Origin of the sequence: Lentzea tibetensis (genome assembly GCF_007845675.1) — a bacterium.
In the GTDB taxonomy this organism is placed as follows: domain Bacteria; phylum Actinomycetota; class Actinomycetes; order Mycobacteriales; family Pseudonocardiaceae; genus Lentzea; species Lentzea tibetensis.
Window position 1 is genome coordinate 265,978 of the sequence record NZ_VOBR01000003.1, and the last position, 23,846, is coordinate 289,823.

Genomic DNA, 23,846 nt, shown 5'->3' on the forward strand with positions numbered 1-23,846 from the left:
TCTCCTGAGTGTCCACTGAGGAGGAAACCGTGTGCTGGGCCTGTGACAACCCCGACCGTCCCGATTCCGAGTACTTCGACCACCTGCGCGGCCTCATCCGTCAGTACGGGTGGGCCGTGCAAACCGTTGAGGGAGAAGGACTGCACCCGCCGTGGGCGTACACCATCGGGCTGACCGAGCACGATGCGCCGGAGCTCGTGGTGAGCGGCATGGAGCCACGCGAGGCGGGTGCTCTGCTGAACGACATGGCCTGTCACCTGCTCCACTCATCCGGTTTCGAGGTGGGTGAACAGCTTCAGCTGGAGGCTGGGCCTCTGCTCGAAGTGGTGGCGGTGGCCCAGCCGGCCGTGCACCTCATCTTCGCCGTCGAGCTGTGCGGCCCGTTCATCCGCGCCCAGCAGCTCGTGCACGCCGACGAGCGCGGCGGGTGGCCGTGGGACCGAGGCTATCGCGGCAACCAACGCGTGCTCGGGCCGCGCGGCCCTTCCTAGGGCTGCCAGACGAACGGCGTCGTGGTGGTGACGGCGACGAACCCGAGCCGCTGCAGGATCGGCCTGCTGTCCTCGGTCGCGTCGACCTGGAGGTAGCGCACACCGCGTGCGGCGGCGATCCGCGCGCGGTGCGCGACGAGCGCGCGATAGAGGCCCCGGCCACGCCACTGCTCCAGGGTGGAACCGCCCCACAGCCCGGCGAAGTCCGTGCCGGGTTCGAACACCAGCCGAGAGGAGGACACGACCCGCCCATCCGCTTCCGCCACGACCACCACGGTGTCCGGCGTCCGGTTGATCAGCTCCTGCGCGAGCCAGCTCCGGTCGTCACCCCACACCTCGGAGGCCATCTCGGCGATCCGATGCATGTCGGCGTCCTCGGTGACCTCGCGAACGGCTGTGCTCTGGTCCGACTTCATCTCCGCCAGCTTCGCCGTCTCGCCGATGAGCACCGTCTCCTGCTCCTCGGCGACGAACCCGGCGGCCACCAGCCGCTCGGGCAGGTCCGCCGGCAGGTCGTGGCCACGCGTCTTCCACTCGACTTCTTCGCCGCGCGCGGCGAAGAAGTCCCGCTGCCGCACGATCAACGCGTCCAGCTCCGCGCCTGCGACGCCGAGATCCCGCGGCCCGGTGACGAACCCGCGCCGATGCTGCCCGACGACGCGCACGATCGGCCCGTCGTGCTCGGCGTGCGCGCCGGGCGGGAGGTTCGTGACCTCGGCCATGCGCAGCTGGTCGTCGTAGAGATCGAGGAGAGAGGTGAGCATCTGGGTGACGCTAGATCGCAGCGTGCTGGTCCGCGCGTGAATTTCAGCTGTGGTGGGGACAACCCCACCACGAACCTCGGGCTGACCGCATGGGCTGATCCAGCCGCCTTCGGAAGGCTTGGTTCCATGAAGGTCCTACGCCGCTGGACGGCTGCCCTCTCAGCCCTGTCACTGCTGGTCGTTGCCCTACCCGCGAGCGCAGCACCCGCCACGCGCTGGGAGCCGTGCCCGGTCGCCGGGAGCGCGGAACGGCAGGAATGCGCCACCCTGACAGTGCCGCTGGACCACCGCGACCCGCACGGCCGCAAGATCGACCTCCGGATCTCCCGGATCCCGGCGAAGGGCACCAGCCGGGGTGCGCTGGTGATCATTCCGGGAGGTCCTGGCAACTCGGGGCTGAACCGTCCGTCCACGGTGAACTTCCCGGCCGAGATCAGGGAGTCGTTCGACCTCATCGGCTTCGACCCGCGTGGCGTCGGCCAGAGCTCCCCGGTCAGCTGCGGGATGGCCGCCGCCGACGCTCGCAGGCTGACGCCGTGGCCCGGACCCGACGGCGACATCAGCGAGAACATCGCCACTGCGAAGCGCATGAGTGAGGCGTGTGCGCGCAACGGCGGTGACGTGCTGCGCCACATCAGCACGCGCAACGAGGCCCGCGACATCGACGAGATTCGCAAGGCGCTCGGGCGAAGCAAGATCTCGTACTGGGGCCTGTCGTACGGAACCTACGTCGGTGCCACCTACGCCACGCTCTTCCCGCAGCGCACGGATCGCGTCGTGCTGGACAGCAGCGACGACCCCGACCCGCGCCGCGTGGCCCGCGGGTGGCTGGCGAACTACGCGGTCGGCTTCGAGGACCGGTTCCCCGACTTCGCGCGCTGGGCGGCGGACCCGGCGAACCCGTTGCGGCTGGCGGACTCCCCGGACGCCGTGCGCCCGCTGTTCCTCGACCTCGCCGCGAAGCTGGACCGCGCGCCGCAGGACTGGCCCGGCGCCGTTCCGCCGAAGCTCAACGGCAATGCGCTGCGCGAGACGTTGCTGCGCGGCCTCTCCACCGACGCGGGATTCCCGTTGCTGGCGCGGACGATGGCCGCGGCTCGCGACGGTTCACCCGCGCCCGTGCCGGTCCTGCCGCCGGACGCGGTGCTGCAGAACATCAGTGCGGTCGCGGCCGCGACGATCTGCCAGGACGTCACGTGGCCCCGCGACATCGACCGGATCGCGCGTGACGTGCAACGCAACCGCGCGCGGTACCCGCTGACCGCGGGCATGCCGGCGAACGCCGGGATCTGCTCGTCCTGGCCGCACCAGCCTGCGGAACGTCCCGTCGAGGTCACCTCGCACGGCCCCGCGAACGTGCTGCTCGTGCAGAACCGCCGCGACGTCGCGACCCCGCTCAGCGGCGCGTGGAAGCTGCGCGAGGCGTTCGGCAGGCGCGCTGTCATGGTCACCGTCGACGCGGGCGGTCACGGCAGCTACCTCGCCACCGGCAACGCCTGCGGCGACACCACCGTGACGAAGTACCTCCTCGGCGGCGCCCGGCCGGCGCACGATCTGCACTGCTAGCTCGTCGTGAGTGGTTGAGGTCGCCCTACCGACCTCGACCACTCACGACCCCTGACCGGCGCGGTGTCCTGTCCACGTCGCGCCGTTGGCTGGGCGGCGGACGGTGCCGACAGGCCCGGTCAGCGGAACCGGAAGGCGTTGAGCACCGGCGGCAGCACGCGCGACGCGCGGTTCGTCCTCAAGCTCTACCTGGCGTGCGTCGCCGACCACCTGGACTCCCGCCCACTGTCTTATTCGGACTGACATGATCAACACGATGGAGTGATCATCTTCTCCGCGTCGGCGAGCCGCTGGCAGCGGCCCCTGCCGGTGAGATCTTGTGCTGCCGCACAAGGACCCGCCGCAGTGGCGTGCGGGAGCGGAGAAGGGATCGGAAGGCGTGGTCGACCGCAGAACCGTGCTCATCGTGGGTGCGGGGCCGGCAGGGCTGGTGTTAGGGAATTTGTTGCAAGCGGCGGGGATCGAGACCCTCGTCGTGGAGCGGGCCGACCGGGAACAGGTGCAGACCAGGGCGAGGGCGGGATTCCTCGGACCCCACAGCGCGAAGGTGCTGGCCGAGAACGGACTCGGCACCGGAATGCTCCACAAAGGACGATCGCACGGCGTGTGCGCGTTCCGCGGCGAGAGCGGTGAGTTCGAGCTGGACTACGCCCGGCTGGGCCAGGGCGAGGTGCACACGGTCTACCCGCAGCAGGATCTGGTCACCGACCTGATCGCGGAGTATCTCAACAGGGGCGGCGAACTGCGGTTCGGCGTCACCGTCACCGACGTCGACGCGCGGACGGCCACGATCGGCTACCGCGACGCGAACGGCACGGGCCGGGCAACGGGCCGGTTCCTCGCCGGTTGCGACGGCAGCAACGGCGTGACCCGGCTGGCCATGCCGGAGGCGGTGACCCGGCACCGCCAGGACCACGGGGTGGCCTGGCTGGCGGTGCTCGCTGAGGCCCCGCAGAGCATGGCGGCGGTCACCTACGCCATCCACGACGACGGGTTCGCGGGCCACATGGCGCGCAGCCCCGATGTGACGCGCTACTACCTCCAGGTTTCGCCCGACGACGATTCGGAAGCCTGGACGGACGAACGGATCTGGGCTGCGCTGGACATCCGCATGCGGACCGCCGAGTTCGGTCCGTTGCGCCAGGGCAGGATCATCGAACGGCGGATCGTGCACCTGCGTTCCGAGGTCGTCGATCCCATCCAGCACGACCGGCTGTTCCTCGTCGGCGACGCGGCCAGCTTGATCAGCCCGTCGGCGGCCAAGGGCGCCAACTTGGCGATCATGGAGGCCGAGCTGCTGGCCCGCGCACTCGTCGACGCGCTCACCCGTGACGACCACAGCGCACTCGACGCGTACTCGCGCACCTGCCTGCCGCGCATCTGGCGGGCGCAGGAGTTCTCCCGCTGGATGATCGAACTCCTGCACGGCCCTGCGGACGCCACCGCCGACGGGGACTTCCAGCGCGCACTGCGTCACGCCCGGCTCGACAGCCTGCGCGACTCCCACACCCACCAGAACTTCTTCGCCGAGCACTACGTCGGCATCTGACCAACGGAAAGCACCGTGATCTCGACCGCAACCCCAGTACTCGCCGCAGTTGATCTCGCCCGCGTCACCGCGGCGATCGCCCTGCTCGGCGGCAACGACACCGCGACGGTGCTCGCCGCCGCCGTGCCCTCGCTGGACGAGGACCACCGCGCCGCCGTGGCGAAGCACGTCGTCATGGACCACGTCGCACTGCTGATCTTCCCGGAGACCCTCGACGGGCTGGCCGAAGACCTGGCCGCACAAGGCATCCAGGTGAGCGGGATGACGCCCAGCGTGGTCGTCCGCGAACGGCTGAGCAGCCGGTACGGCGTACCGCTGCACGAACTGACGGTCGGCATCCTGCGCACCCCAGTCACCGACCGCAACGGTATGCCGCGAGAGGTGGAGATCTTCGCGATGGTGACGCCACCGGAGCTGGCGCACATCGCCGAGGACGAACGCAGGCACGGCAGGGAGAACCACTTCGCGCTGTCCGTCCGGCGACCCGATCCGACTCTGCTGCGCGGACTTCGCGCGACCATCGCCACCGCGATGCGTCCGGACGGCGGTGGCTACAACGGTTACGAGAACTCCACCATCCTCTACTTCCGCGACGCGCACGGCACCGACCCGGCGTTCCGCAGGCTGGAGCTGATCTGCGCGGGCCGGTTCACGCAGCTGCTCGCCACCCACCAGCGCGAGTCGTGCGCGGGCACCGAACTGCTGCGCCTGCTGACCGGCGCCTGGGCGACGCAGGCCATCGCGACCGCCGCCGAACTGCGGCTGCTCGACCACCTCGAGACGATCGGGGATCTGCCGGACCTCGCCGCCGCCACCGGGACCGACCAGCACAGCCTGCTCAGGCTGTTGCGCTACCTGACGGCGCTCGGCGTCGTGCACACGTCGGGAACGCGCCACAGCCTCACCGAGCTCGGCGCACTGCTGCGCTCCGACCTGGCAGGCTCGATGCGCCCACTCGCGCTGATGTACGGCGGCCCGTTCTACCAGTCGTTCGCGGCGTTCACCGAAGCCGTCCGCAGCGGCGGGGAGTCCTACGCGAAGGTCTTCGGCACCCACCACTTCGAGCACATGGCCGCAGACCCGGACCTGGCCGAGCTGTTCCACCAGTCGATGGCCGCCAGCAACGCCATGTTCGCGGGCGTCACCAGAGTCTTCGACTTCTCCGCCACGCGCACGGTCGTCGACGTGGCGGGCGGCAACGGCGAACTGCTGTCCCGCGTCCTGCGCGCCAACCCGGCGCTGCACGGCGTCCTGATGGATCGCCCGCACGCACTGGCCGCGGCGCAGGCACGACTGGCCGACGTCGCCGACCGCGTCACGCTGGTCCCCGGCGACTTCACCGAGTCCGTTCCCGGCACCGGTGACGTCTACCTGCTGTCCCGCGTGCTGCACGACTGGGACGACGAGCAGTGCAGCACCATCCTGGCCACGTGCGCGCGGAACATGCCCGCACACGCGGAACTGCTGGTGATCGAACGCCTGCTCCCGGAGTCGGGAGGTGCCGACTCGCTGGCCATTCCGTGGGACATCCACATGCTGTGCAACACCGGCGGCCGCGAGCGCACCGAGTCCCACTACCGGGCGCTGCTCGCCGACGCGGGCTTCGACGTGGTCGAGACCCACGCGCTGCCGCTGGACGCACACCTCGTGCGCGCCCGTCGCCGCGGCTAGTCGCAGCAGGACGTGACCGGGGCCTCTTCGCCCGCGGAGAGGACCCCGTGCTGTTCGCTCTACGGCCGGCGGTAGATCGTGATGGAGTGGCCGACCTCGTCGATCGGCGTGCTGCCGGCGATCAGCGCGGCCAGGCGGTCGTCGGCCTTGGCGATGGAGGAATCCGACACGACGAGCAGGCCGTGCACCTGGTCCGGGGACACGGTGAGCGGGTTGGCGGCGTCGATGCCGTAGTAGGACGGCAGCCCGCTGCCCTTGTAGACGAGCCACATCCGTTCGCCTGGGTAACGCTGCCTCAGGTGCTCCGCCAGCCGGCCCAGGTCCTGGCCCCAGTCGACGTTCGAGTCGTGCAGGCTCTGATGGGTTTTCGCCGGCCCGCCGAACGCCTCGTTGGAGTACGGCAGGTAGTAGGGGAACGTCCGCAGCGAGCTGACCGCGGCGAAGATGACGAGTGCTGCCACCGCGACGTGTGCCCACCGCCGGCGCACGGCGACCACGCCGGCCGCCGCGACCGCCAGGAACATCGGCACGAAGATCGCGTACCGGACGCCGAGGTCGCGGTTGCCGCTCATGGCCGCGGCGAGCAGCACGGCCGTGGGAACGAGTACGTAGGGTGCCGCCGGGCGCAGCCGGTGCACCGAGACCATCACGGCGGCTCCGGCCAGCCAGAGCGCGAGCGCGCCCAGCGGTGTCTTCACCAGCAGCGCGGCCGGCAGGTAGTGCCACAGCGAACCGAGGTAGTGCCTGCCGAACAGGAAGCCGCCCCACACGCGGTCCTCGAAGCCGAACTGGACGCGCATCCCGTCCCGGTACGGCTCGGGGAGCGGCAGCCAGTCGACGAGCGCGCGCAGGCCGTGAACCGCAGGCAGATCCGCTGGTGTTTCCCAGCGCAGCTGCGGATCCACGGCCAGATAGGAGGCCCACACCACCGCGACCGCGATCAGCATCACCGATGCGGCCGCCGCTGTGACGAGCCCGAGCAGCCGGGCCGTCCTGTCCGGGGCGAGGCGGCGCGCGTGCCGGATGGACAGTGCGACCAGGAACAGCAGCGCCGGAACCGCGGCGAGGGCGCTCATCTTCGTGGCGAGGGACGCGCCCAGGGCAAGTCCCGCGAGGGGGAGGTAGAGGACGGGGCGGCGCCGGGCCCGCCACAGCAGCCAGGTCGACGTCAGCAGGAAACCGGCCGCGGGCACGTCGAGCGCGGCCAACGACCCGTGCGCGATGACGTCGGGTGAGAACGCGTACAGGGCGAGTGCGGCCAATCCGCCGACACGGCCGACCAGATCACCGGCGAACTTGAGGACGACGAGCCCGAACAGCAGCGTGAGCACGATCATCGGCAGCCGAGCCAACAACATCAGCCGTCCCGGATCGTTGCCCGACTCGTACAGCACGTGCCGGCCGAGCTGCGTCTGGTCGCCGACGAAAGCGGAGTCGAGGCGCGCGTCGGCGAAGGCCAGCCCGGTCGCGATGATCAGCTTGCCGAGCGGAGGATGCTCCGGGTTGTACCGCAGGCTGTGCTGCTCCAGGTAGACAACGACCGCGCCCACGTAGACCGGCTCGTCGATCGTCGGAGTCTGCTCCACGGCCGCCGTGACCATCGCGATCGCCATCTCGGCGAGGAGCACGACCACGACGAGCGCGAACGTCCACCGACGGAGCCGCCGCCAATCGAACCGGTCCGACGGGCGTCCGTCTGCCAATGGCGGCAGGTCATCCGGGGACACCACGGCCGTGTTCGGTAAGTGGCTCAGGGAGAGCGACAACCCGGAAGTCCTTCCACCAAGGGAACAATCCCACCACTACGGGAACGCCACGCCTGGTGATTTGGTTGTCAAGCCTCGACCGCGGACTCACTCCGGCCCAGAAACCGCCCTGGGAGGACCGAAGCCTGCTCGGTCCTCCCAGGACTTCGAAACGAGGATCAGATCTTGCCCGCCACCACGTCGGCGAGGTTCACGCGGGACGACTTGTAGTTCGCCGCCGAGCGCTTGCCGTCCTTGACCTGGGTGACCTCGGAACGGATGGGCAGGCCGTTGTCGGCGTTGATGGTCACCACGTGCGTGCTTTCGCCGTACTGCAGGGCGGGGCCCGCGGTGAGCGTCAGCGCGGACTGGCCGTCGACCTGCGCGTTGCCGACGGTCACGTCCTGGATGGTCGCGACCAGCTTCAGCACGCCCGCGCGGATGTCGGCGTTGGCGGCGCCGATGAACAGGGCGTACGTGGTGTTGCTCCACAGCGTGTTGTTGATGCCGTTCTCCAGGTCCTTGCCCGTCGGGCGCGGCTTGGGGGCGGGCACCTCCTTGCCCATCTCGCGGAGCATCTTGGCGATCTCCTCCTGGTTGTGCGCCCACGCCTTCTCCTGCTCGGCGGGGCTCAGGCCGAGGCCCCAGCCGTTGGGCGAGGCGTTGACCATCGCGATCTTGGCCTTCTCCACGTCGCCGGTCGCGGCCAGTTCGGCCGCCTCCATCACGTGCGCGTCGAAGGGGCTGGCGCCGTCGTCGCCCTTGGCCGCCGCGTCCTGGAGGGTCTTCGCCGAGTCGCCGGTGAAGACCTGGCCCTTGTCGGTGTAGACGGTGTAGACGAGGTACGGCGAACCGTCCGGCGCGGTCTTCGTGGTGATGACCAGTGACGAGTCACCGGACAGCGTGCCGGCCGCCTTGACGTCGGAGGCCAGTTTCACCAGCGGGGAGTCGACCACCTGCGGTGCCGCGATCGGGTTGCTGACCGGGGTGCTGGTGCTCGCCGTACCCATCACCACGGCCGCCGCGACGGCTGCCGCGCCGACGGCGGCGACGCTGACCTTGGGCCAGGAGAGCCAGCGCTTCGGGCGCACGACCGTGTTCACGGGCTCCACCATCGCCGTGTGCAACGCCGCGCGGGCGTTGTCGTAAGCCGCGGGGCGGGGGGACGGCACGTCACTCAGCTTCTTCATCAGTTCCATCTCATCCATGGGTTGTTCTTTCACGTTGTCGGTACCTGCAGCAGCGCGGCCACTTCGGGTGCCTCGCGCAGTGCTTTGCGCGCCTGGTGCAGCAGACGGCGAGCCGTGCCGGCGGGAATGTCGAGCACCCGCCCGGCTTCGGCGACGGTCAGGTCCTCCCAGGCGACCAGCCCCAGCACTTCGCGCTCTTCCGCTTTGAGCCGTGCCAGTGCCGTGCGCAGCAGTGCCTGCGCGTCCACGCGGGCGTCCACCGCAGGCCAGGGATCCCAATCGCTCGCCATGCGCGTCATGTCCGGCGCAGGCTCTTCCGCCGGCTCGGACCGCCAGTGCTTGCGCAACCTGTTGAGAGCGACGCCGTACAGCCAAGGCCGGGCCTCGGGGTACGAACGGTCATAGGTCGCACGGGAGGCGTACGCCGCCACCCACACGTCGCCGAGGACGTCCTCGGCGGTCTGCCGCCCCACTCGGCGCGCTAGATAGTTTCCGATCGCGGTTTCGTGGCGGCTGATCATCTCCACGAAGGCATTGGTGTCTCCGCGCAGCGATCTGCCGATCAGTTCCGCGTCTGACGACATGAAGCTCCTCGGGTTTCGCTTCGCCCTTTCACCCCGTCTTTGCCAACGCGGGCCGAAAGCGTTCAGGTTGCCCCGAGATCAGATGAACACCGCAGGTCAACGGCCAGCAGCACAGGCGGCACTCAGCCGACGAGGCATGCTCGCGGCGACACGGCGCGCTGGGGGAACTTCAGTCCAACGATGGGGGTCCGGGGGCTTGCCCCCGGCTGGGGTTCTGGGGGCTCGGCCCCCAGAAACGCCCAAAGGCGACCAGGTTCGCGCATTCCGCGAACACAGATCGCCTTCGACTTTGGTGCCCCCGGCAGGATTCGAACCTGCGCACCCGCCTCCGGAGGGCGGTGCTCTATCCCCTGAGCTACGGGGGCTCAGTGACGTTGTAGATCCTAGCGCACTGTCGGAACCCCATTTCACCACCTACCCTCCGAAGCATGGATCCGGTACGCGAGCGTTCCGTAGACGTCGGTGACCTGCGACTTCACGTCCGGGAGGAGGGCGATCCGGCCAACCCGACGGTCCTGCTCGTGCACGGGTACCCGGACAACTCCAGCATCTGGGACGGCGTGGCCCCGCGGCTGGCGAAGAGGTTCCACGTGGTGCGGTTCGACGTGCGGGGTCACGGCCGGTCGGGCACGCCGCGCAGCTACCACCTCGACGATCTGGCGAAAGACATCGCCGAAGTCGCGAAAGCGACCTCGACAACGAAGGTGCACCTGGTCGGGCACGACTGGGGGTCGATCCAGAGCTGGCACGCGACGACCGAGTACCCGGACGCCTTCGCCAGCTTCACGACCATCTCCGGACCCGCGCTGGCGCACGTCGAGCACTGGATGAAGCGGCATCCGGTCAGGGCGATCCCCAACGCGCTGCACTCCTGGTACATCGGGCTGTTCCTGATCCCCAAGGTCGCGGAGATCGGGATGTGGTTCGCACGCAAGCGTTTGCACGCCGAGTGGCGGGACGCGAAGAACGGGCTGGAGCTGTACCGCGCCAACATCTTCAAAGGGCAGGGGCCAAAGCAGACGAGCGTGCCGACCCTGCAGATCCACCTCACGAAGGACCCGTACGTCACCGAGCACCACCTGGACGCCGCCAGGCCGTTCGCCGAGAACCTCACCAGGAGAAAGCTGGTCAGCGGGCACTGGGCGCCGCGCACGCATCCGGAGCAGGTGGCCCGGTACATCGCGGACTTCGTCGATCAAAAGCAGCAACAGCAGCTCGTGCTGATCACCGGCGCCGGCAGCGGGATCGGCAAGGCGACCGCGGAGGCGTTCCAACGCCAAGGCGCCAAGGTGATCGCGGTCGACATCGACGAGGCCAAGGCCAAGGCGACCAGCCGCTACGCGTACCAGCTGGACGTCGGCGACGCGCAGGCCACGCGGGAGCTCCGGCGGCGAGTCATCGACGAGCACGGTGTGCCGGACATCGTCATGGCCAACGCGGGGATCGCCGTCTCGGGCTCGTTCCTCCGAACGTCCGAAGAGGACTGGCGCCGGGTGGTCGATGTCAACCTGTGGGGTGTCGTCCACACGACGAGGGCCTTCGCGCAGGACATGGTCGACCGCAACGAAGGCGGGCACATCGTCATCACGGCCTCGATGGCCGGCTACTTCCCGACGACGGCGTTGCCCGCGTACTCGACGACCAAGGCGGCGGTGCTGATGCTCGCTGAGTGCCTGAACGCGGAACTGAAGCAGCACAGCATCGGGGTCACGGCCATCTGTCCCGGCCCGGTGAACACGGACATCACCAGAGAAGCGACGTTCGCCGGAGTGTGTGAAAAGGACCAGGAGCGGAAGAGGGATGCTGTCACCAGGTTGTACGAGCGCCGGGGTTACGGGCCGGACAAGGTCGCGAAAGCGGTGCTCAGAGCGGTGGAGAACAACCGGAGAGTCGCGCCCGTCATGCTGGAGTCGCACGTCGTGCGAGCGCTGAACCGGGTGTCGCCCGGACTGGTGCGGGTTGTGGCGAAGGTCGCCGACAGGATCTGGCAGAGCTAATTGCATTCATGCGCATGTCGCTATATGTTGTGAGCCATGGGTCACGGGCACGGACATGGTGTCTCTGGTGCGGGGCAGCACGTCAACAAGCTGTGGGTGGCGTTCGGCATCGGCGCGGTCTTCATGGTCGTCGAGTTCGCCGTCGGGTTCGCCACGTCCTCGCTCGCCCTGATCTCGGACGCCGCGCACATGCTCACCGACGTGCTCGGGGTCGGCATGGCGCTCGCGGCGATCATGGTCGCGAGGAGAGCCACGGCCGGTCGCAACAGGACGTTCGGGCTCTACCGCGCGGAGGTGCTCGCGGCGCTCGCGAACGCGATCCTGCTGTTCGGCGTCGCCGGATACGTTGTGTACGAGGCGATCGGGCGGTTCGCGAACCCGCCTGTCGTGCCGGGCCTGCCGGTGCTCGTCGCGGCGGCCTTGGGCCTGGTGGCCAACATCGTGGCGTTCCTGGTCCTCAAGGACGGCGCCGAGGAGAGCATCAACGTCCGGGGTGCGTACCTCGAGGTGCTCGCCGACCTGATCGGCAGTGTCGGCGTCCTCATCAGCGGCGTGCTGACGCTCGCGTTCGGCTGGCGGTACGCGGACCCCGTCGTCGGTGTGCTGATCGGGCTGTGGGTGTTGCCGCGCACGTGGAAACTCGCGAAGAACGCGCTGCACATCCTGTTCCAGCACGCGCCGGAGCGCATCGACGTGCACGAGGTCGAGGCCGCGCTCACCGGGCTGGTCGGTGTCGTCGAGGTGCACGACGTCCACGTCTGGACCCTCACGAGCGGCATGGAGGTCGCCACCGCGCACCTCACCACCCACGAGAAGGCCGTGCACGCGGCCGTGCTCGATGCCGCGCAGAACGTCCTGAAGACGAAGTACGGCATCGAGCACGCCACGCTGCAGATCGAGAACTCGGCGCAACGGTGCCGAGAGCTCTCCTGGTGATCTAACGCAACCGGTAGGCGTCGTACAGGGTCTGGTCCAGCGTGTTGCCCTGGATGTCGCGCACCTGCACGTGCAACGCCACGGAACCGGTGCGCGGGTGGAACACCAGGCCTCGGTACGAGCCGTCGCCCGCCGGCCGCGGGTGCGGCACGCTCCGCCACGTCCGGCCCCTGTCGAACGACACGTTCACCCTGACCTCCTCGATCGGCACCCGCGGTGCGCCGTACTGCGTCGCGGGCCACAGCTTCAGCGTGAACGGCAGGCCACCCCGAGCGGTGTTGTTCCCGTCCAGAGCCAAATCCCACCGGTTGTTGACCACGGGCAGAAAGGCCCGTTCAGGTGATCGCTGGGACTGGAACGTCCACACGGAACGACTCTCCGTAGCGACGTTCCAGTCCGGAGCCCCTTGGCGGACATCCATTTCCACCCGATACTTCGCCGGATCCGCCCCGGCGACGCCGTTGAAGAACCCGCGCGCGTTCGTGCCCTGCCACAGCAGCACGTCGTCGCGGTAGATGCGCACGACCTTGTCGGCGGCCGTCGCCTCCATCGCGTGCGTGTGGTTCGAGTCGGTGAACTCCGAGAAGTTCAGCAGGAACTGGTCCTTCTCCCGGTACATCGGGAAGTGCGCCTCGGTCATACCTGGCGCGATCGGGGCGCGGAACGAGTCGTCCGACGCGCACTCGCCGGGCTGGTACGTCCGCGAGCGGATCACCGTCGGCTCGAACGGGAAACGGCCCCAGGTGAACATCCCGTACTTCGTGTCGCCGCCCAGCACGTAGCGCGTCGTGCGGTGCGGGAACGGCACGTCCACGCGCGGGATCGGCACCGAGCTGTCGTACGGCCGGGACGCCGTCAGCGCGTACGCCCCGGTCTGGCCGGGGCGCAGAGCGTGGAACTGCGTCCTGATCTCCGCCAGCCGGGTGGGCCGGTAGTCGAGCCGGGACGGCACGCGTCCCTGCTCGGGCACCACCAGGTGGTAGTCGACGTTCTCACCGGTCAGCCACACCCGCGTGGTGAACTCGAAGTCGGCAGGGCCCTCGACGGGCACGGCGGACAGCTTGGCCGTCCGGGGCGCACCGCTGAGCACGTTCACCTTGCCGCGGTGCACGCCGAACTGCTGCGCCACCGGCGTGACGGTGTGCCGCACGTTGAAGGTGATCGGCTTGGCCAGCCGCGCGTCCAGCACGACCTCGGTGTCGTCGCTGATCTTCAACGAGGGCAGCGGAACCGCGGTCTGCTCGATCTCCGCACCAGCGGCATCCATTGTGGACACGAACCCGGCGAGCACGTGGTCGCCCAGCTGCCGCACCCGCGTCTGCCGGTGCCGGTGAAGCTCAGCAGGGAGCCGACACCGGTCTCGTTGTTGACCAGCACGACGTTCGCGCGGGCGGGCTTGCCGTCCCGGCCGATGGCGCGGACGTTGACCGCGTACGTGCGGTCCTTGTGGAACCCGACGACGGTCCGCACGTCACCCGCGACCAGCTCGCCCGAGTAGAGCCCGAGCGAGCCCGCGTTCACGTCGAGCGTCACGGTCGCCTCGGCCGAACCACCGGCCGGAACGTCCAGCGAGCTGGGGGAGACGCTGACCGAGGCCGGACCGCGCCACGCCAGGTCGAGCCGCAGCGGAGCATCGGACGAGTTGCGGTACACCACTTTCCGGCTGACCGGAGGCACCGACCCGTACGGTCCCGCGAAGTACCCGAGGTTCACCACACCGGGCGCCCGCACCGCCGAGCCGACAGCCTTGCGCAGGTCGAGACGTCCGGTGCCGCGCGAGTAGGGATCACCGGCGACCACAGCGGTCGCGCTCGTCAACGCGTCCTTCAGCTCCGCACCGCTCCACGACGGGTGCGCGGCCGCCAGCAGCGCCGCGGCGCCCGCGACGTGCGGCGTGGCCATCGAGGTGCCGGACTTGGCCACGTGATCGCCGGACAGCCCCGCGGACACGATGCCCACACCGGGCGCCACGAGGTCGGGCTTCACGGCGCTGTCACCGAGCCGCGGCCCGGTGCTGGAGAACGTCGCCAGCACGTCGGACCGGTCCACCGCACCGACCGTCAGAGCGGCGTCAGCGGCCGCGGGAGAGCCGAGCTTGCCGGGACCGCTGTTCCCCGAAGCCACCACGAACAACGCGCCGGTCTGCGCGCTGAGCCGGTTCACCGCGAGGCTCAGCACGTCCGTGCCGTTGCTCGGGACGTCGCTGCCCAGCGACATGTTCACGACGCGCGCTCGCGTCGCCGCCCACTCCATGCCCGCGATGATCGCGTCGAACGGGCACCCGGCCGGCTTGCACACCTTGCCGCTCAGCAACCGGACGTCCGGTGCCACGCCCCGGTAGACCGGGCCGTTGCTCGCGATGATCCCGGCGACGTGCGTGCCGTGACCGTGCTCGTCGGAGACACCGGTGCCGGTGAAGTCCGCCGCCTCCACCACTTTCCCGGCCAGGTCGGGGTGGTCGGCCTTGATGCCGGTGTCCAGCACGGCGACCGTCGCGCCCGCGCCGGAGTAGCCGGGCACGGGCCCGCCGATCTGCGCGACGCTGCGGTCCAGCGACGGCGTCGCGAGTCCGTTGAGCCAGATCTTGTCGAACGCCCCGACGCCGTTCCAGAACGACGCGTGCTGCGTGACGTCCACGACGGCCGCGCCGATGCTCGGCAGCTGCCTCCGCGCGGACAGCGCACCCACACCACCGGTCACGATCACCGGCACCGACGAGAGGTGTCCCTCCGCGACCAGCCTGGTGATGTTGAACAGCTCCCGGTCGACGCGACCGGCGGCCACGAGCTCGGTCGCCTTGCGCGGCACCAGGTACACCTGGTCGCCGACGGTCTCCTGCAGCCAGCCCTCCTCGGGCGGCCCGACCAGCCCGGCGAGCTTTCCCTCCTGATCGCGCCGCACGGTCAGCACGTCTCCGGTCACCAGCGTGAGCGTCTCCCCGCCCGCCGGAGCGCCGGCCGGAGCTTCCGCCCGAGCCGGCGTGACGATCGTGAACACGAGTAACAGCGACAACACCAGATATCGCACGCGCAACCCCTCTGGATGCCGTCAGGGCCACATTCGCAACGCGGCGAATGTGGCCCTGACGAAGAAACCGTTACCTGACTACAGACCCGTGCACTGGCCCGCCTTGGGGCCCTTCACGTCGTTGGCGAAGCCGTTGTTCACCGGCGCCGGGTTGTTGCCCGTGCAGGAGAGCGGCCCGCCGACCGAGGTGCCCGCGACGACCGTGCGGGTGCGGTTGTTGGTCAGGCTGACCGGACCGCCGACCGTCGTGTTCTCCAGCGCGACCTCGGTGGCCGCACCGTTGATCGCGACCGGACCGCCGACGCGAGTGCCGACGAGCACCACCGAAGCGGCGTCGGACGCCGACAGCGGGCCCTTGATCTCGCCGCCGAAGAACAGCAGCGTCGCGCCCTTCTGCACGGTCACCGGGCCGTTGATCGTCACGCCTTCGACGCACGTCACGCCGGACGACACGGTGAGCGCACCACTCGACTCGGTGATCGTGGTCGTGCACGTCGGCGCAGGCTTGGACAGCAACTCCAGCTCGGCCAGTGCGACGTCACCGGAGAACTCCAGCCGGTAGTACCCGTACCGGCCGGGGTTCGCGATCTTGAACGACCGGGTGTACTGCGCCCAGGCGAACTGTTCGCTCGGCCGACTGTCCACAGTGGTCCACGTCTTGTTGTCGTAGGAGCCCTTCAGCGTCCACGACGTCGGCGAGGTACCGGTCTTGGCGGAGGTCAGCGTGTAGAACGTCGCCATCTCCTTGGCGTCGGCCGGCTTGAAGTTCACCGTGCGGACGACCGCGGACGTGCCGGAGTTGTTGTCCGAGATGGCGGCCGGGGTGACGCCGGTCGAAACGTCCCGCAGCGGCTTCGCCACGTCGGAACCGGTCGTGATCGACTCCGGCGCCGCGGAGGCGGCCGTGCCCCACGCGGAGGGCTTCGAGCCCATGTCGAAGTCGATCGTGCCGCCCGCGGCGAGCTGGTCGTGCGAGAACCACGTCTTGTCGTGGGCCTTGCCGTTGACCTTCACGCCCTGCACGTAGATGTTCTGCCTGCTGTTCTTGGGCGCGTTGATGACCAGCTTCTTGCCGTTCTCGAGCTTCACCGTCGCCTTGGTGAACAGCGGCGAGCCGATGGCGTAGGCGGGCTTGCCCATCTGCAGCGGGTAGAACCCGAGCGCGCTGAACAGGTACCACGCGGACATCTCGCCGTTGTCCTCGTCACCGGCGTAGCCCTGGCCGATGTCGCTGCCCACGTACAGCCGCGACAGGACCTCGCGCACCTTCTCCTGCGTCTTGGCCGGTTGGCCGACGTAGTTGTACATGTACGCGATGTGGTGCGACGGCTGGTTGCTGTGGCCGTACTGGCCCATCCGCACGTCGCGCGCCTCGAGCATCTCGTGGATCGTGCCGCCGTACCCGCCGGGGAAGTTCGCGGTCTCCGGCGTGGCCCAGAACTCGTCGAGCTTCTTGGCCATCTTGTCCCGGCCGCCGTAGAGGTTCGCGAGACCGTTGCCGTCGTGCGGCACGGTGAACGCCATGTTCCACGCGTTCGTCTCGGTGTAGTCGCGGCCCCAGTCGAACGGGTTGTACTTGTCCGGCTCCACGCGCCACGTGCCGTCCGGGTTGCGGCCCTGGAAGAAGCCGACCCGCGAGTCGAACATGTTCACGTAGTTCTGCGCGCGGTTCAGGAAGTACTCGTGCTCCTCCAGGTACCGCTTCTCGCCGGTCTTGTCGTACAACGCCTTCGCCATGTTCGCGATGCCGAAGTCGTTGACGTAGCCGTCGATCGCCCACGACATGCCCTCACCGGTGGTGGTGGGGGTGTAGCCCTTGAAGATCGACGTGTCGAGTCCCTTGCGGCCGACCTGCGCGTTCGGCGGCGTCACCGACGCGTTGCGGACCGCGGCGTCGTACGCGGCCTTGGCGTCGAAGTTGGTGACGCCCTTGAGGTACGCGTCCGCGAACGCCACGTCCGAGCTGGTGCCGGTCATCAGGTTCGCGTAGCCGGGCGACGACCACCGGGAGATCCAGCCGCCGTCCTTGTACTGCTGGACGAACCCGTCGGCCATCTCGCCCGCCTTGGACGGCGTGAAGAGGCTGTAGGCGGGCCACGTCGTGCGGTAGGTGTCCCAGAACCCGTTGTTGACGTAGATCTTGCCGTCGACGATCTTCGCGCCGGTCTTCGTCGGCGTGTTCTCCCCGACGGCCGGGGACACCGGCGAGGCGTACTGCAGCTTGCCGCCGACCTTCTCGTAGCCCGAGTTCGGGTAGAGGTAGAGCCGGTACATGTTGGAGTACAGCGTGATCAGCTGGTCCTCGGTGGCACCCTCGACCTCGATGATGCCCAGGACCTTGTCCCACGCCTGCTGCGCCGCGTTCTTCACCGAGTCGAACGACGCGGACGCCGGGATCTCCTGCTCCAGGTTCGACTTCGCCTGGTCGACGCTGATCAGCGACGTCGCGATGCGCAGCTGGACCGTCTTGTCCGCGAACGAGAAGTAGCCCGTCACGTTGTCGCGGCCGGCGCCGGTCAGCCTGCCGCTGCCGGTCACCGCCTTGTCCACCACGCCGTACACGAACAGGCGGGTGGCACCGGTCGACAGGCCGCTCTTGACGTCCGAGAAGCCCGTCACGACGCCGTTCGCCGCGTCGAGCGTGAGGCCGCCGCTGTTGTTCACGTTGTCGAACACCAGGTTCTGCTGGTCGCCGGTGAACGTGAACCGCATGATCGCCGCGTGGTCGGACGGCGCGATCTCGGTGCGCATGCCGTTCTCGAACTGCACGCCGTAGTAGTGCGCCTGCGCGGTCTCGTTGTCGTGCTTGAACGGCAGGGCCCGCAACGCGCGGTCGGCCGTGGGCGCCGCGTTCGTCGGCATCACCTGGAACGTCTGCCGGTCACCCATCCACGGGCTCGGCTCGTGCGAGGCGGTGAACGCCTGCAGCGTCGGCAGGTTCTGCGAGTTGTTGCGCTGGTGGTACTCGTACAGCCAGCTGATCGAGCCCGCGTTCGTCATCGGGGCCCAGAAGTTGAAGCCGTGCGGCACCGCCGTCGCCGGGAAGTTGTTGCCGCGCGAGAAGGAACCGTTCGAGTTCGTGCCGCGCGTGGTGAGCACGTAGTCGGACGGCTTCGCGTACGGCTTGCGCACCGGGCTGTCGGTGATGCTCACGTCGTCGACCCAGCCGCCGAACGCCGTCGGGCCCTTGGGGCCGTCGTAGGCGACGAGGACGCGCTTGATCGTCTTACCCGCGGCGACCGCGCCGATCGTGGACTTGATCTTGTTCCACTGGTCGGTGTACAGGAACTTGCCCGCGCCCTGGCCCTGCGGCGACAGCACGGCGCCGTGCTGGTCGACCGCCTTGAGGTCGCTCAGGTACGTGCCGTCCGAGAACGCCAGGTCGATCGACGAGTACGTGCTCGGGTAGTTCAGGTTGTCCTGGACGTGGTCCGGGAAGATCAGGTACGACAGCTCGGTCGTCGGCTTCACCGCGATGTCGGTCTCGAAGACCTTGTTGTACGAGTAGCCGCGGCCCGCGACCGTGTGCGTGCCCTGGTAGCGGAACGACTTGAGGCCGGTGAAGCCCGCGCGGGACTTCGCCGTGTAGCCACCGCTCGGGCCGGAGCCCACGACGCTGCGCATGTTCGGCGGCGGCTGCGTGGTGGAGCCGTCGGACAGCTGGACCTCGGCGAGCTGGAGCAGCTTCACGCCGCCCTGGTTCGCCGTGATGTCGAGCTTGTAGTACACGTACGACGCGGGTGAGGCGACGTCGTAGATCTTGGTCTGGAACCGCGCGTCGAAGGCCTCGTTCTGGCGCGTGTCGACCGTGGTCCAGTTCGTGCCGTCCGCGGAGCCCTGGAGCGTCCAGTCCTTCGGGTCGCGTTCGGGGGCGTCGTTCGCCGAGCCCAGCGCGTACTTCACGACCTTCACCGGTTCGCCGAGCTTGAAGCTGGCCCAGCCCGTCGAGGTGAACGTGAGCCACTTCGAGTTGATGTTGCCGTCGACGAGGTTCTCCTTGACCTCGCCCGCCTCATCGTTCTCGTCGTTGGCCTCGACCGCGACGACCTTGTCGGTGACGTTGCCGGGGATGCCGGACGAGTCCGCACCCGTGACACCGGCCGTCTTCCGGTTGCCCGCCGCGTCGGTCTCCACGGTGTTCGCCCAGTTGGGCTGTGGTTGACCCTCCTCAAAGGACGACGAAAAACTCACTGCGGACTCCTCGGGTGCGGCGGCCGCGAGGCCTTGGTTGGTCAGACCACACACCAGTGTCGCAGTGATCGCAGCGCTCATCAGCGCTGTTCGTCTCTTCTGCCTGTGCCCCATTGCACGCCTTCCGCCGCCGCCGACCCGGTCCCCAATCGCGCGCCAGGAAATCGGGACCTGACATCGTTGTCAAGATTTCGGGACCAGTTTGTCTCCGAACCTGTCTCTTCCCTGCTCCGAGCCGAGTTCGAGTTCTCCCGATCTAGACTCATCTGGTGACCGACCGCAAGCCGCCAGAGGTAGGCACACCAGCAGGGATGAGAGCACTCAACCAGCGTGCAGTGCTGGACCGCTTGCGCATGCTCGGTGCCGCCACGCGGCCGCAGATCGCCAAGGACACGGGGCTGTCGAAGCCCACTGTCGGGCAGGCTCTCGTCGACCTCGAGCTGCACGGCCTCGTGCGGCCCATCGGCCGCACTTCCGCAGGTCCAGGCCGTTCCGCGGTGGTGTACGAGCCCGATCCGTCGGCGGGTTACGTACTCGGTGTCGACATCGGCAGACAGCGCATCCGGGCGGCCGTGGCTGATCTTGCCGGCTCGGTCGTCGCGCGGGTCGACGAACGCAACCGCTGCCGCACCGCCGGAGCACTCGTGCGGACGGTGTCGGAGTTGGCCACGCAGACGGTGTCCGACGCGGGGCTCACGTTGTCGGACGTGGTCGTCAAAGTCATCGGAACGCCGGGCGTGCCGACCGGTCGCAGCGTGCACCACGCGCCGAACCTGCCGGGCTGGGAGCGGGCCGGTCTGCTCGACGAGCTGGAGTCCGCGCTGGGCACCGAGCTCGTCGTGGAGAACGACGCGAACCTGGCGGCGATAGGTGAGTACGCCTCGGGTGCCGCGCGATCCGTCGGCGTGTTCGCCTGCATCATGGTCGGCACCGGGATCGGCATGGGTGTCGTCGTGGACGGTGAGCTGTTCCGCGGCGCGCACGGCGCGGCGGGCGAGATCGGTTACCTCCCGTTCGGACAGTCCACCAGGGACGTCCAGAGGGGACAGTTCGAGGACGCGGCGGCAGCCGCCTCGGTGCTCGACATGGCTGCGCGGCAAGGACTTTCCGCGCGCTCGGCACGGGAGGTGTTCGACCTCGCGCGGGCAGGCGACACGCGGGCGCTGGACGTGGTGCGCGAGGAGGGTGCGCGGCTCGCGTTCCTGGTGGCTGCGGTGACGGCCGTCGTCGACCCGGAGCTGGTCGTGCTCGGCGGTGGCATCGGCGGCAACCTCGACCTGCTGTGCGGTCCGATGGAGGAGGTGCTGCGCCGCACGACCCCGTTGGTGCCCCGGATCGTGGCGGGGGAGCTGGGTGACGGCGCGGTGCTGGCGGGTGCGGTCGCGGTGGGCCTCGAGTCGGCGCGCGAGCTCGTTTTCCATAGGCGAGGCGCGGTTACTCTCTGAGAGTAGTCGAGTGCCACTGACCTGGTAATTCACTCAATTGTCGTAACTGTGAACAGGCGTCTCTAGCTTAGCGTTACCGACACCTCCACCTGGAGGGTGTTGTGTCCTTCCGTTGCAAAGGGGAGTCGGGAGGGGGATGCGGGGGACGTAGCCCCCTCTCGACCGTCGCACGGGGCAGGCGCCGCGCCCGCAACAACCTGCCCCGTGCAACACCTGGCCGTACCAGTTCCTATTTGGGTGTCGGCCGGTGCACGTTCTCCATCGCCGTCGCTCGATGCGTCGAGTCCGCGATCCACTCGCCCGGAGTCGAGACGTCGACGACGCCCTCCTCCAGCCACTCGTAGTGACCCTCGAGCACGCGCTTGGCCAGCGTGACGTCGGAGTCGTCGGTGTTGGTCCACAGCCGCTCGAACAGCTCGTCCACCCGCACGCGCGCCTGCGCGCAGAAGTGGTCGGCCAGCTCCCTGGCGCTGTCGTCCATGCGCGCGGCCCGCACGCACGAGGCGCTCATCGCGAACAGCTCGGCGCCGATGTCGACGATCCGCGCCAGGAACCGCTGCTTGCGCTCCATCTTCCCCTGCCAGCGCGACATGGCGTAGAAGGTGTTGCGCGCCAGCTTGCGGCTGGCCCGTTCGACGTAGCGCAGGTGCGTCGCGAGCTGGCCGAACTCGCTGTAGGCCTTGGGCACCTGGCCCTTGCCGACCACCAGCGTCGGGAACCACTTCGCGTAGAAGCCGCCTGCCTTCGCGAACGCCTTCGCCTTGGCGTTGCGGTCCTTCTCCGGATCGATGATGTCGCCGGCCACCGCGAGGTGCGCGTCGACGGCCTCGCGCGCGATCAGCAGGTGCATGATCTCGGTCGAGCCCTCGAAGATCCGGTTGATCCGCAGGTCGCGCAGCACCTGCTCGGCGGGCACACCCCGTTCGCCGCGCGCGGCCTGGCTCTCCGCGGTCTCGAAGCCGCGGCCACCCCGGATCTGCACCAGCTCGTCCGCGACGAGCCAGGCCATCTCGCTGGAGTAGAGCTTCGCCAGCGCGGCCTCGATGCGGATGTCGTGGCTGCCCGCGTCAGCGAGCTCGCTGGACAGGTCCAGCACCGCCTCCAGCGCGAACGCCGTCGACGCGATGAACGCGATCTTGCCGCCGACCGCCTCGTGCTTGCCGACCGGCAGACCCCACTGCACGCGCGCGTTCGACCACTCGCGCGCGATCTTCAGGCACCACTTCGCGCTGCCCGCGCACAGCGCCGGGAGGCTCAGGCGGCCGGTGTTGAGGGTGCTCAGCGCGATCTTGAGGCCCTGGCCCTCGCGGCCGATCAGGTTCTTCTTGGGGACGCGGACCTCGTGGAACCTCGTGACGCCGTTCTCGATGCCCCGCAGGCCCATGAACGCGTTGCGGTTCTCGACCGTGATGCCCTCGGCGTCGCCCTCGACCACGAACGCGCTGATGCCCTTGCCGGGAACCTGGGCCATGACCACCAGGAGGTCGGCCACCACCCCGTTCGTGGTCCACAGCTTCACGCCGTTGAGGACGTAGTCGTCGCCGTCCTCGACCGCGGTGGTGCCGAGCCTGGCCGGGTCGCTGCCGACGTCCGGCTCGGTCAGGAGGAACGCGGTGATCTCGCCCGCCGCGCAGCGCGGGAGGAACTCCTGCTTCTGCTCCGGCGTGCCGAACATCGCGATCGGCTGCGGGACGCCGATGGACTGGTGAGCGCTCAGCATGGCGCCGATGGCGGGGCTGGCCGTCCCGATGATCATCAGGGCCTTGTTGTAGTAGACCTGGCTCAGGCCCACTCCGCCGTACTCGGTCTTGATCTTCATGCCGAACGCGCCGAGGCGCTTGAGGCCCTGCAGGGTCTCGTCCGGGATCAGGGCGTCCTTCTCGATCTTGGCGCCGTCGATCTCCGACTCCGCGAACTTGCGGATCTTCTCCAGGTAGGCCTCTCCGGTCGCCCTGGTGGCCTCGTCGCCTGTCGGGTGCGGGTGGATGAGGTCCAGGCGAAAGTGACCCAGGAAGAGTTCCTTGCCGAAGCTGGGGTTCTTCCACTTGGTCTCACGGGCCTGTTCGGCGACCTGCCTGGCCGCGCGTTCGTCGACAGTCATGGGTTACCTCCCAGTAGCCGTGTGACCCACGTTACTACCGGCTGGTAGCCCCCAACAGAGTGAACGCCCGCGGCGCAATGCGCCGCGGGCGTTCGTCAGAACTCAGTCAAGCGGTCGTTCAGACCACGGTCGCGCACGGCGCGCCGCGGAGGGTGTAGTTGCCGCCGCCGTTGTTCTGCCAGCCGCGGCCGCAGTACTTCTGCACGTTGATCGACTTCCACGCGTTGATCGCGACGCGGAAGGTGGGCGGGCCACCGCCGGTCGGGCCCGACCAGGTCGCGCCGTTCCAGTCGTCGCGGATGTCGTGGTGGCCGTAGTAGTTGCACCGGCTCGCGATGTTGCTGACCTCGACCCACTTGACGAAGCGCTGGTTGCCGCCGCCGCCTTCGTACTCGACGTGGATGTACGTGCAACCGTTCGAGCCGCCGTTGCTCGCCATCGCCGCGGGCGCGAAGACGGTGACCATGCCCAGTGCCGCCAGCAGGGCGGCGACGGGCAGGGCAAATCGTTTGAGCATGCCGAACTCCCCAGTTAGCGAACGGCCCCCAGTGCCGTCCTCTGGCGAGAAGGTTAGTGATCAAACCATCGG

Annotated in this window: 16 protein-coding genes and 1 tRNA gene; 7 read left to right on the forward strand and 10 right to left on the reverse strand. The window is 68.9% G+C overall.

Annotated features, from left to right (window positions below; translation table 11 throughout):
• The first annotated feature begins 8 nt into the window (after positions 1-8).
• Positions 9-491 (forward strand): DUF4262 domain-containing protein, encoded by a 483-nt coding sequence (locus FKR81_RS05425; protein ID WP_235921319.1) that lies wholly within the window; start codon positions 9-11, stop codon positions 489-491.
• Here the strand turns inward: FKR81_RS05425 and FKR81_RS05430 are convergent.
• Positions 488-1,255 carry a GNAT family N-acetyltransferase gene (locus FKR81_RS05430; protein ID WP_146349812.1) on the reverse strand — a complete coding sequence of 256 codons (768 nt, stop codon included), beginning with the start codon at positions 1,253-1,255 and terminating at the stop codon, positions 488-490. The two genes, FKR81_RS05425 and FKR81_RS05430, sit on opposite strands and share 4 nt — an antisense overlap.
• Positions 1,256-1,381: 126 nt before the next feature.
• Here FKR81_RS05430 and FKR81_RS05435 point away from each other — a divergent pair, with 126 nt between their 5' ends.
• The 3 genes from FKR81_RS05435 to FKR81_RS05445 all read left to right on the forward strand — a co-directional run bounded on the left by FKR81_RS05435 (position 1,382) and on the right by FKR81_RS05445 (position 6,041).
• A complete protein-coding gene (locus FKR81_RS05435; protein WP_146349813.1) occupies positions 1,382-2,821 on the forward strand; it encodes an alpha/beta hydrolase in 1,440 nt (479 codons plus the stop codon).
• 379 nt (positions 2,822-3,200) lie between these two features.
• Complete coding sequence (locus tag FKR81_RS05440) at positions 3,201-4,370, forward strand: 4-hydroxybenzoate 3-monooxygenase (protein ID WP_222598179.1); 1,170 nt, start codon at positions 3,201-3,203, stop codon at positions 4,368-4,370.
• 15 nt (positions 4,371-4,385) lie between these two features.
• The gene (locus FKR81_RS05445) at positions 4,386-6,041 is read left to right on the forward strand and encodes a methyltransferase (protein WP_222598180.1); all 1,656 of its coding nucleotides are present in this window, start codon (positions 4,386-4,388) and stop codon (positions 6,039-6,041) included.
• A 59-nt stretch (positions 6,042-6,100) separates the two neighbouring features.
• Here the strand turns inward: FKR81_RS05445 and FKR81_RS05450 are convergent, their stop codons facing one another.
• From FKR81_RS05450 to FKR81_RS05465, 4 genes are all read right to left on the reverse strand, one after another.
• Positions 6,101-7,744 carry an ArnT family glycosyltransferase gene (locus FKR81_RS05450; RefSeq protein ID WP_235921320.1) on the reverse strand — a complete coding sequence of 548 codons (1,644 nt, stop codon included), beginning with the start codon at positions 7,742-7,744 and terminating at the stop codon, positions 6,101-6,103.
• A 221-nt stretch (positions 7,745-7,965) separates the two neighbouring features.
• On the reverse strand, positions 7,966-8,976 hold the full coding sequence (locus FKR81_RS05455; protein ID WP_235921321.1) for a hypothetical protein: 1,011 nt from the start codon (positions 8,974-8,976) through the stop codon (positions 7,966-7,968).
• Between the two features lie 29 nt (positions 8,977-9,005).
• Complete coding sequence (locus FKR81_RS05460; protein ID WP_146349814.1) at positions 9,006-9,560, reverse strand: RNA polymerase sigma factor; 555 nt, start codon at positions 9,558-9,560, stop codon at positions 9,006-9,008.
• A 290-nt stretch (positions 9,561-9,850) separates the two neighbouring features.
• Positions 9,851-9,925, reverse strand: a tRNA-Arg gene (locus FKR81_RS05465).
• 63 nt (positions 9,926-9,988) lie between these two features.
• Here FKR81_RS05465 and FKR81_RS05470 point away from each other — a divergent pair.
• Both FKR81_RS05470 and FKR81_RS05475 read left to right on the forward strand, forming a co-directional pair.
• The gene (locus FKR81_RS05470) at positions 9,989-11,557 is read left to right on the forward strand and encodes an SDR family oxidoreductase (RefSeq protein ID WP_146349815.1); all 1,569 of its coding nucleotides are present in this window, start codon (positions 9,989-9,991) and stop codon (positions 11,555-11,557) included.
• Between the two features lie 36 nt (positions 11,558-11,593).
• Entirely contained in the window at positions 11,594-12,493 is a 900-nt protein-coding gene (locus tag FKR81_RS05475) for a cation diffusion facilitator family transporter (RefSeq protein ID WP_146349816.1), read from the forward strand.
• A 1-nt stretch (position 12,494) separates the two neighbouring features.
• Here the strand turns inward: FKR81_RS05475 and FKR81_RS05480 are convergent, their stop codons facing one another.
• The 3 genes from FKR81_RS05480 to FKR81_RS05490 form a co-directional block, all read right to left on the reverse strand.
• The gene (locus tag FKR81_RS05480) at positions 12,495-13,805 is read right to left on the reverse strand and encodes a hypothetical protein (RefSeq protein WP_146349817.1); all 1,311 of its coding nucleotides are present in this window, start codon (positions 13,803-13,805) and stop codon (positions 12,495-12,497) included.
• Positions 13,706-15,520: a S8 family serine peptidase gene (locus FKR81_RS05485; protein WP_186762787.1), complete on the reverse strand. Its 1,815-nt coding sequence runs from the start codon at positions 15,518-15,520 to the stop codon at positions 13,706-13,708. Before FKR81_RS05485 ends, FKR81_RS05480 begins: the two co-directional genes overlap by 100 nt.
• A gap of 78 nt (positions 15,521-15,598) precedes the next feature.
• Positions 15,599-19,792: a GH92 family glycosyl hydrolase gene (locus tag FKR81_RS05490; RefSeq protein ID WP_146349819.1), complete on the reverse strand. Its 4,194-nt coding sequence runs from the start codon at positions 19,790-19,792 to the stop codon at positions 15,599-15,601.
• Positions 19,793-20,022: 230 nt separating this feature from the next.
• Between FKR81_RS05490 and FKR81_RS05495 the strand changes: the two genes are divergently transcribed.
• Positions 20,023-21,156, forward strand: coding sequence for an ROK family transcriptional regulator (locus FKR81_RS05495; protein ID WP_146349820.1), 1,134 nt, complete (start codon positions 20,023-20,025; stop codon positions 21,154-21,156).
• A 229-nt stretch (positions 21,157-21,385) separates the two neighbouring features.
• On the opposite strand, the gene FKR81_RS05500 is transcribed toward FKR81_RS05495, so the two are convergent.
• Together FKR81_RS05500 and FKR81_RS05505 are read right to left on the reverse strand one after the other, a co-directional pair.
• The gene (locus FKR81_RS05500; RefSeq protein WP_146349821.1) at positions 21,386-23,257 is read right to left on the reverse strand and encodes an acyl-CoA dehydrogenase family protein; all 1,872 of its coding nucleotides are present in this window, start codon (positions 23,255-23,257) and stop codon (positions 21,386-21,388) included.
• Between the two features lie 118 nt (positions 23,258-23,375).
• Positions 23,376-23,774 carry a hypothetical protein gene (locus FKR81_RS05505; RefSeq protein WP_146349822.1) on the reverse strand — a complete coding sequence of 133 codons (399 nt, stop codon included), beginning with the start codon at positions 23,772-23,774 and terminating at the stop codon, positions 23,376-23,378.
• Positions 23,775-23,846 lie beyond the last annotated feature (72 nt).

Coding starts and splice junctions, on each gene's coding strand:
- FKR81_RS05430 (WP_146349812.1), bottom strand. CDS start 1,255: ATGCTCACCTCTCTCCTCGATCTCTACGACGACCAGCTGCGCATGGCC.
- FKR81_RS05435 (WP_146349813.1), top strand. CDS start 1,382: ATGAAGGTCCTACGCCGCTGGACGGCTGCCCTCTCAGCCCTGTCACTG.
- FKR81_RS05500 (WP_146349821.1), bottom strand. CDS start 23,257: ATGACTGTCGACGAACGCGCGGCCAGGCAGGTCGCCGAACAGGCCCGT.
- FKR81_RS05475 (WP_146349816.1), top strand. CDS start 11,594: ATGGGTCACGGGCACGGACATGGTGTCTCTGGTGCGGGGCAGCACGTC.
- FKR81_RS05490 (WP_146349819.1), bottom strand. CDS start 19,792: ATGAGCGCTGCGATCACTGCGACACTGGTGTGTGGTCTGACCAACCAA.
- FKR81_RS05505 (WP_146349822.1), bottom strand. CDS start 23,774: ATGCTCAAACGATTTGCCCTGCCCGTCGCCGCCCTGCTGGCGGCACTG.
- FKR81_RS05460 (WP_146349814.1), bottom strand. CDS start 9,560: ATGTCGTCAGACGCGGAACTGATCGGCAGATCGCTGCGCGGAGACACC.
- FKR81_RS05470 (WP_146349815.1), top strand. CDS start 9,989: ATGGATCCGGTACGCGAGCGTTCCGTAGACGTCGGTGACCTGCGACTT.
- FKR81_RS05455 (WP_235921321.1), bottom strand. CDS start 8,976: ATGAAGAAGCTGAGTGACGTGCCGTCCCCCCGCCCCGCGGCTTACGAC.
- FKR81_RS05495 (WP_146349820.1), top strand. CDS start 20,023: ATGAGAGCACTCAACCAGCGTGCAGTGCTGGACCGCTTGCGCATGCTC.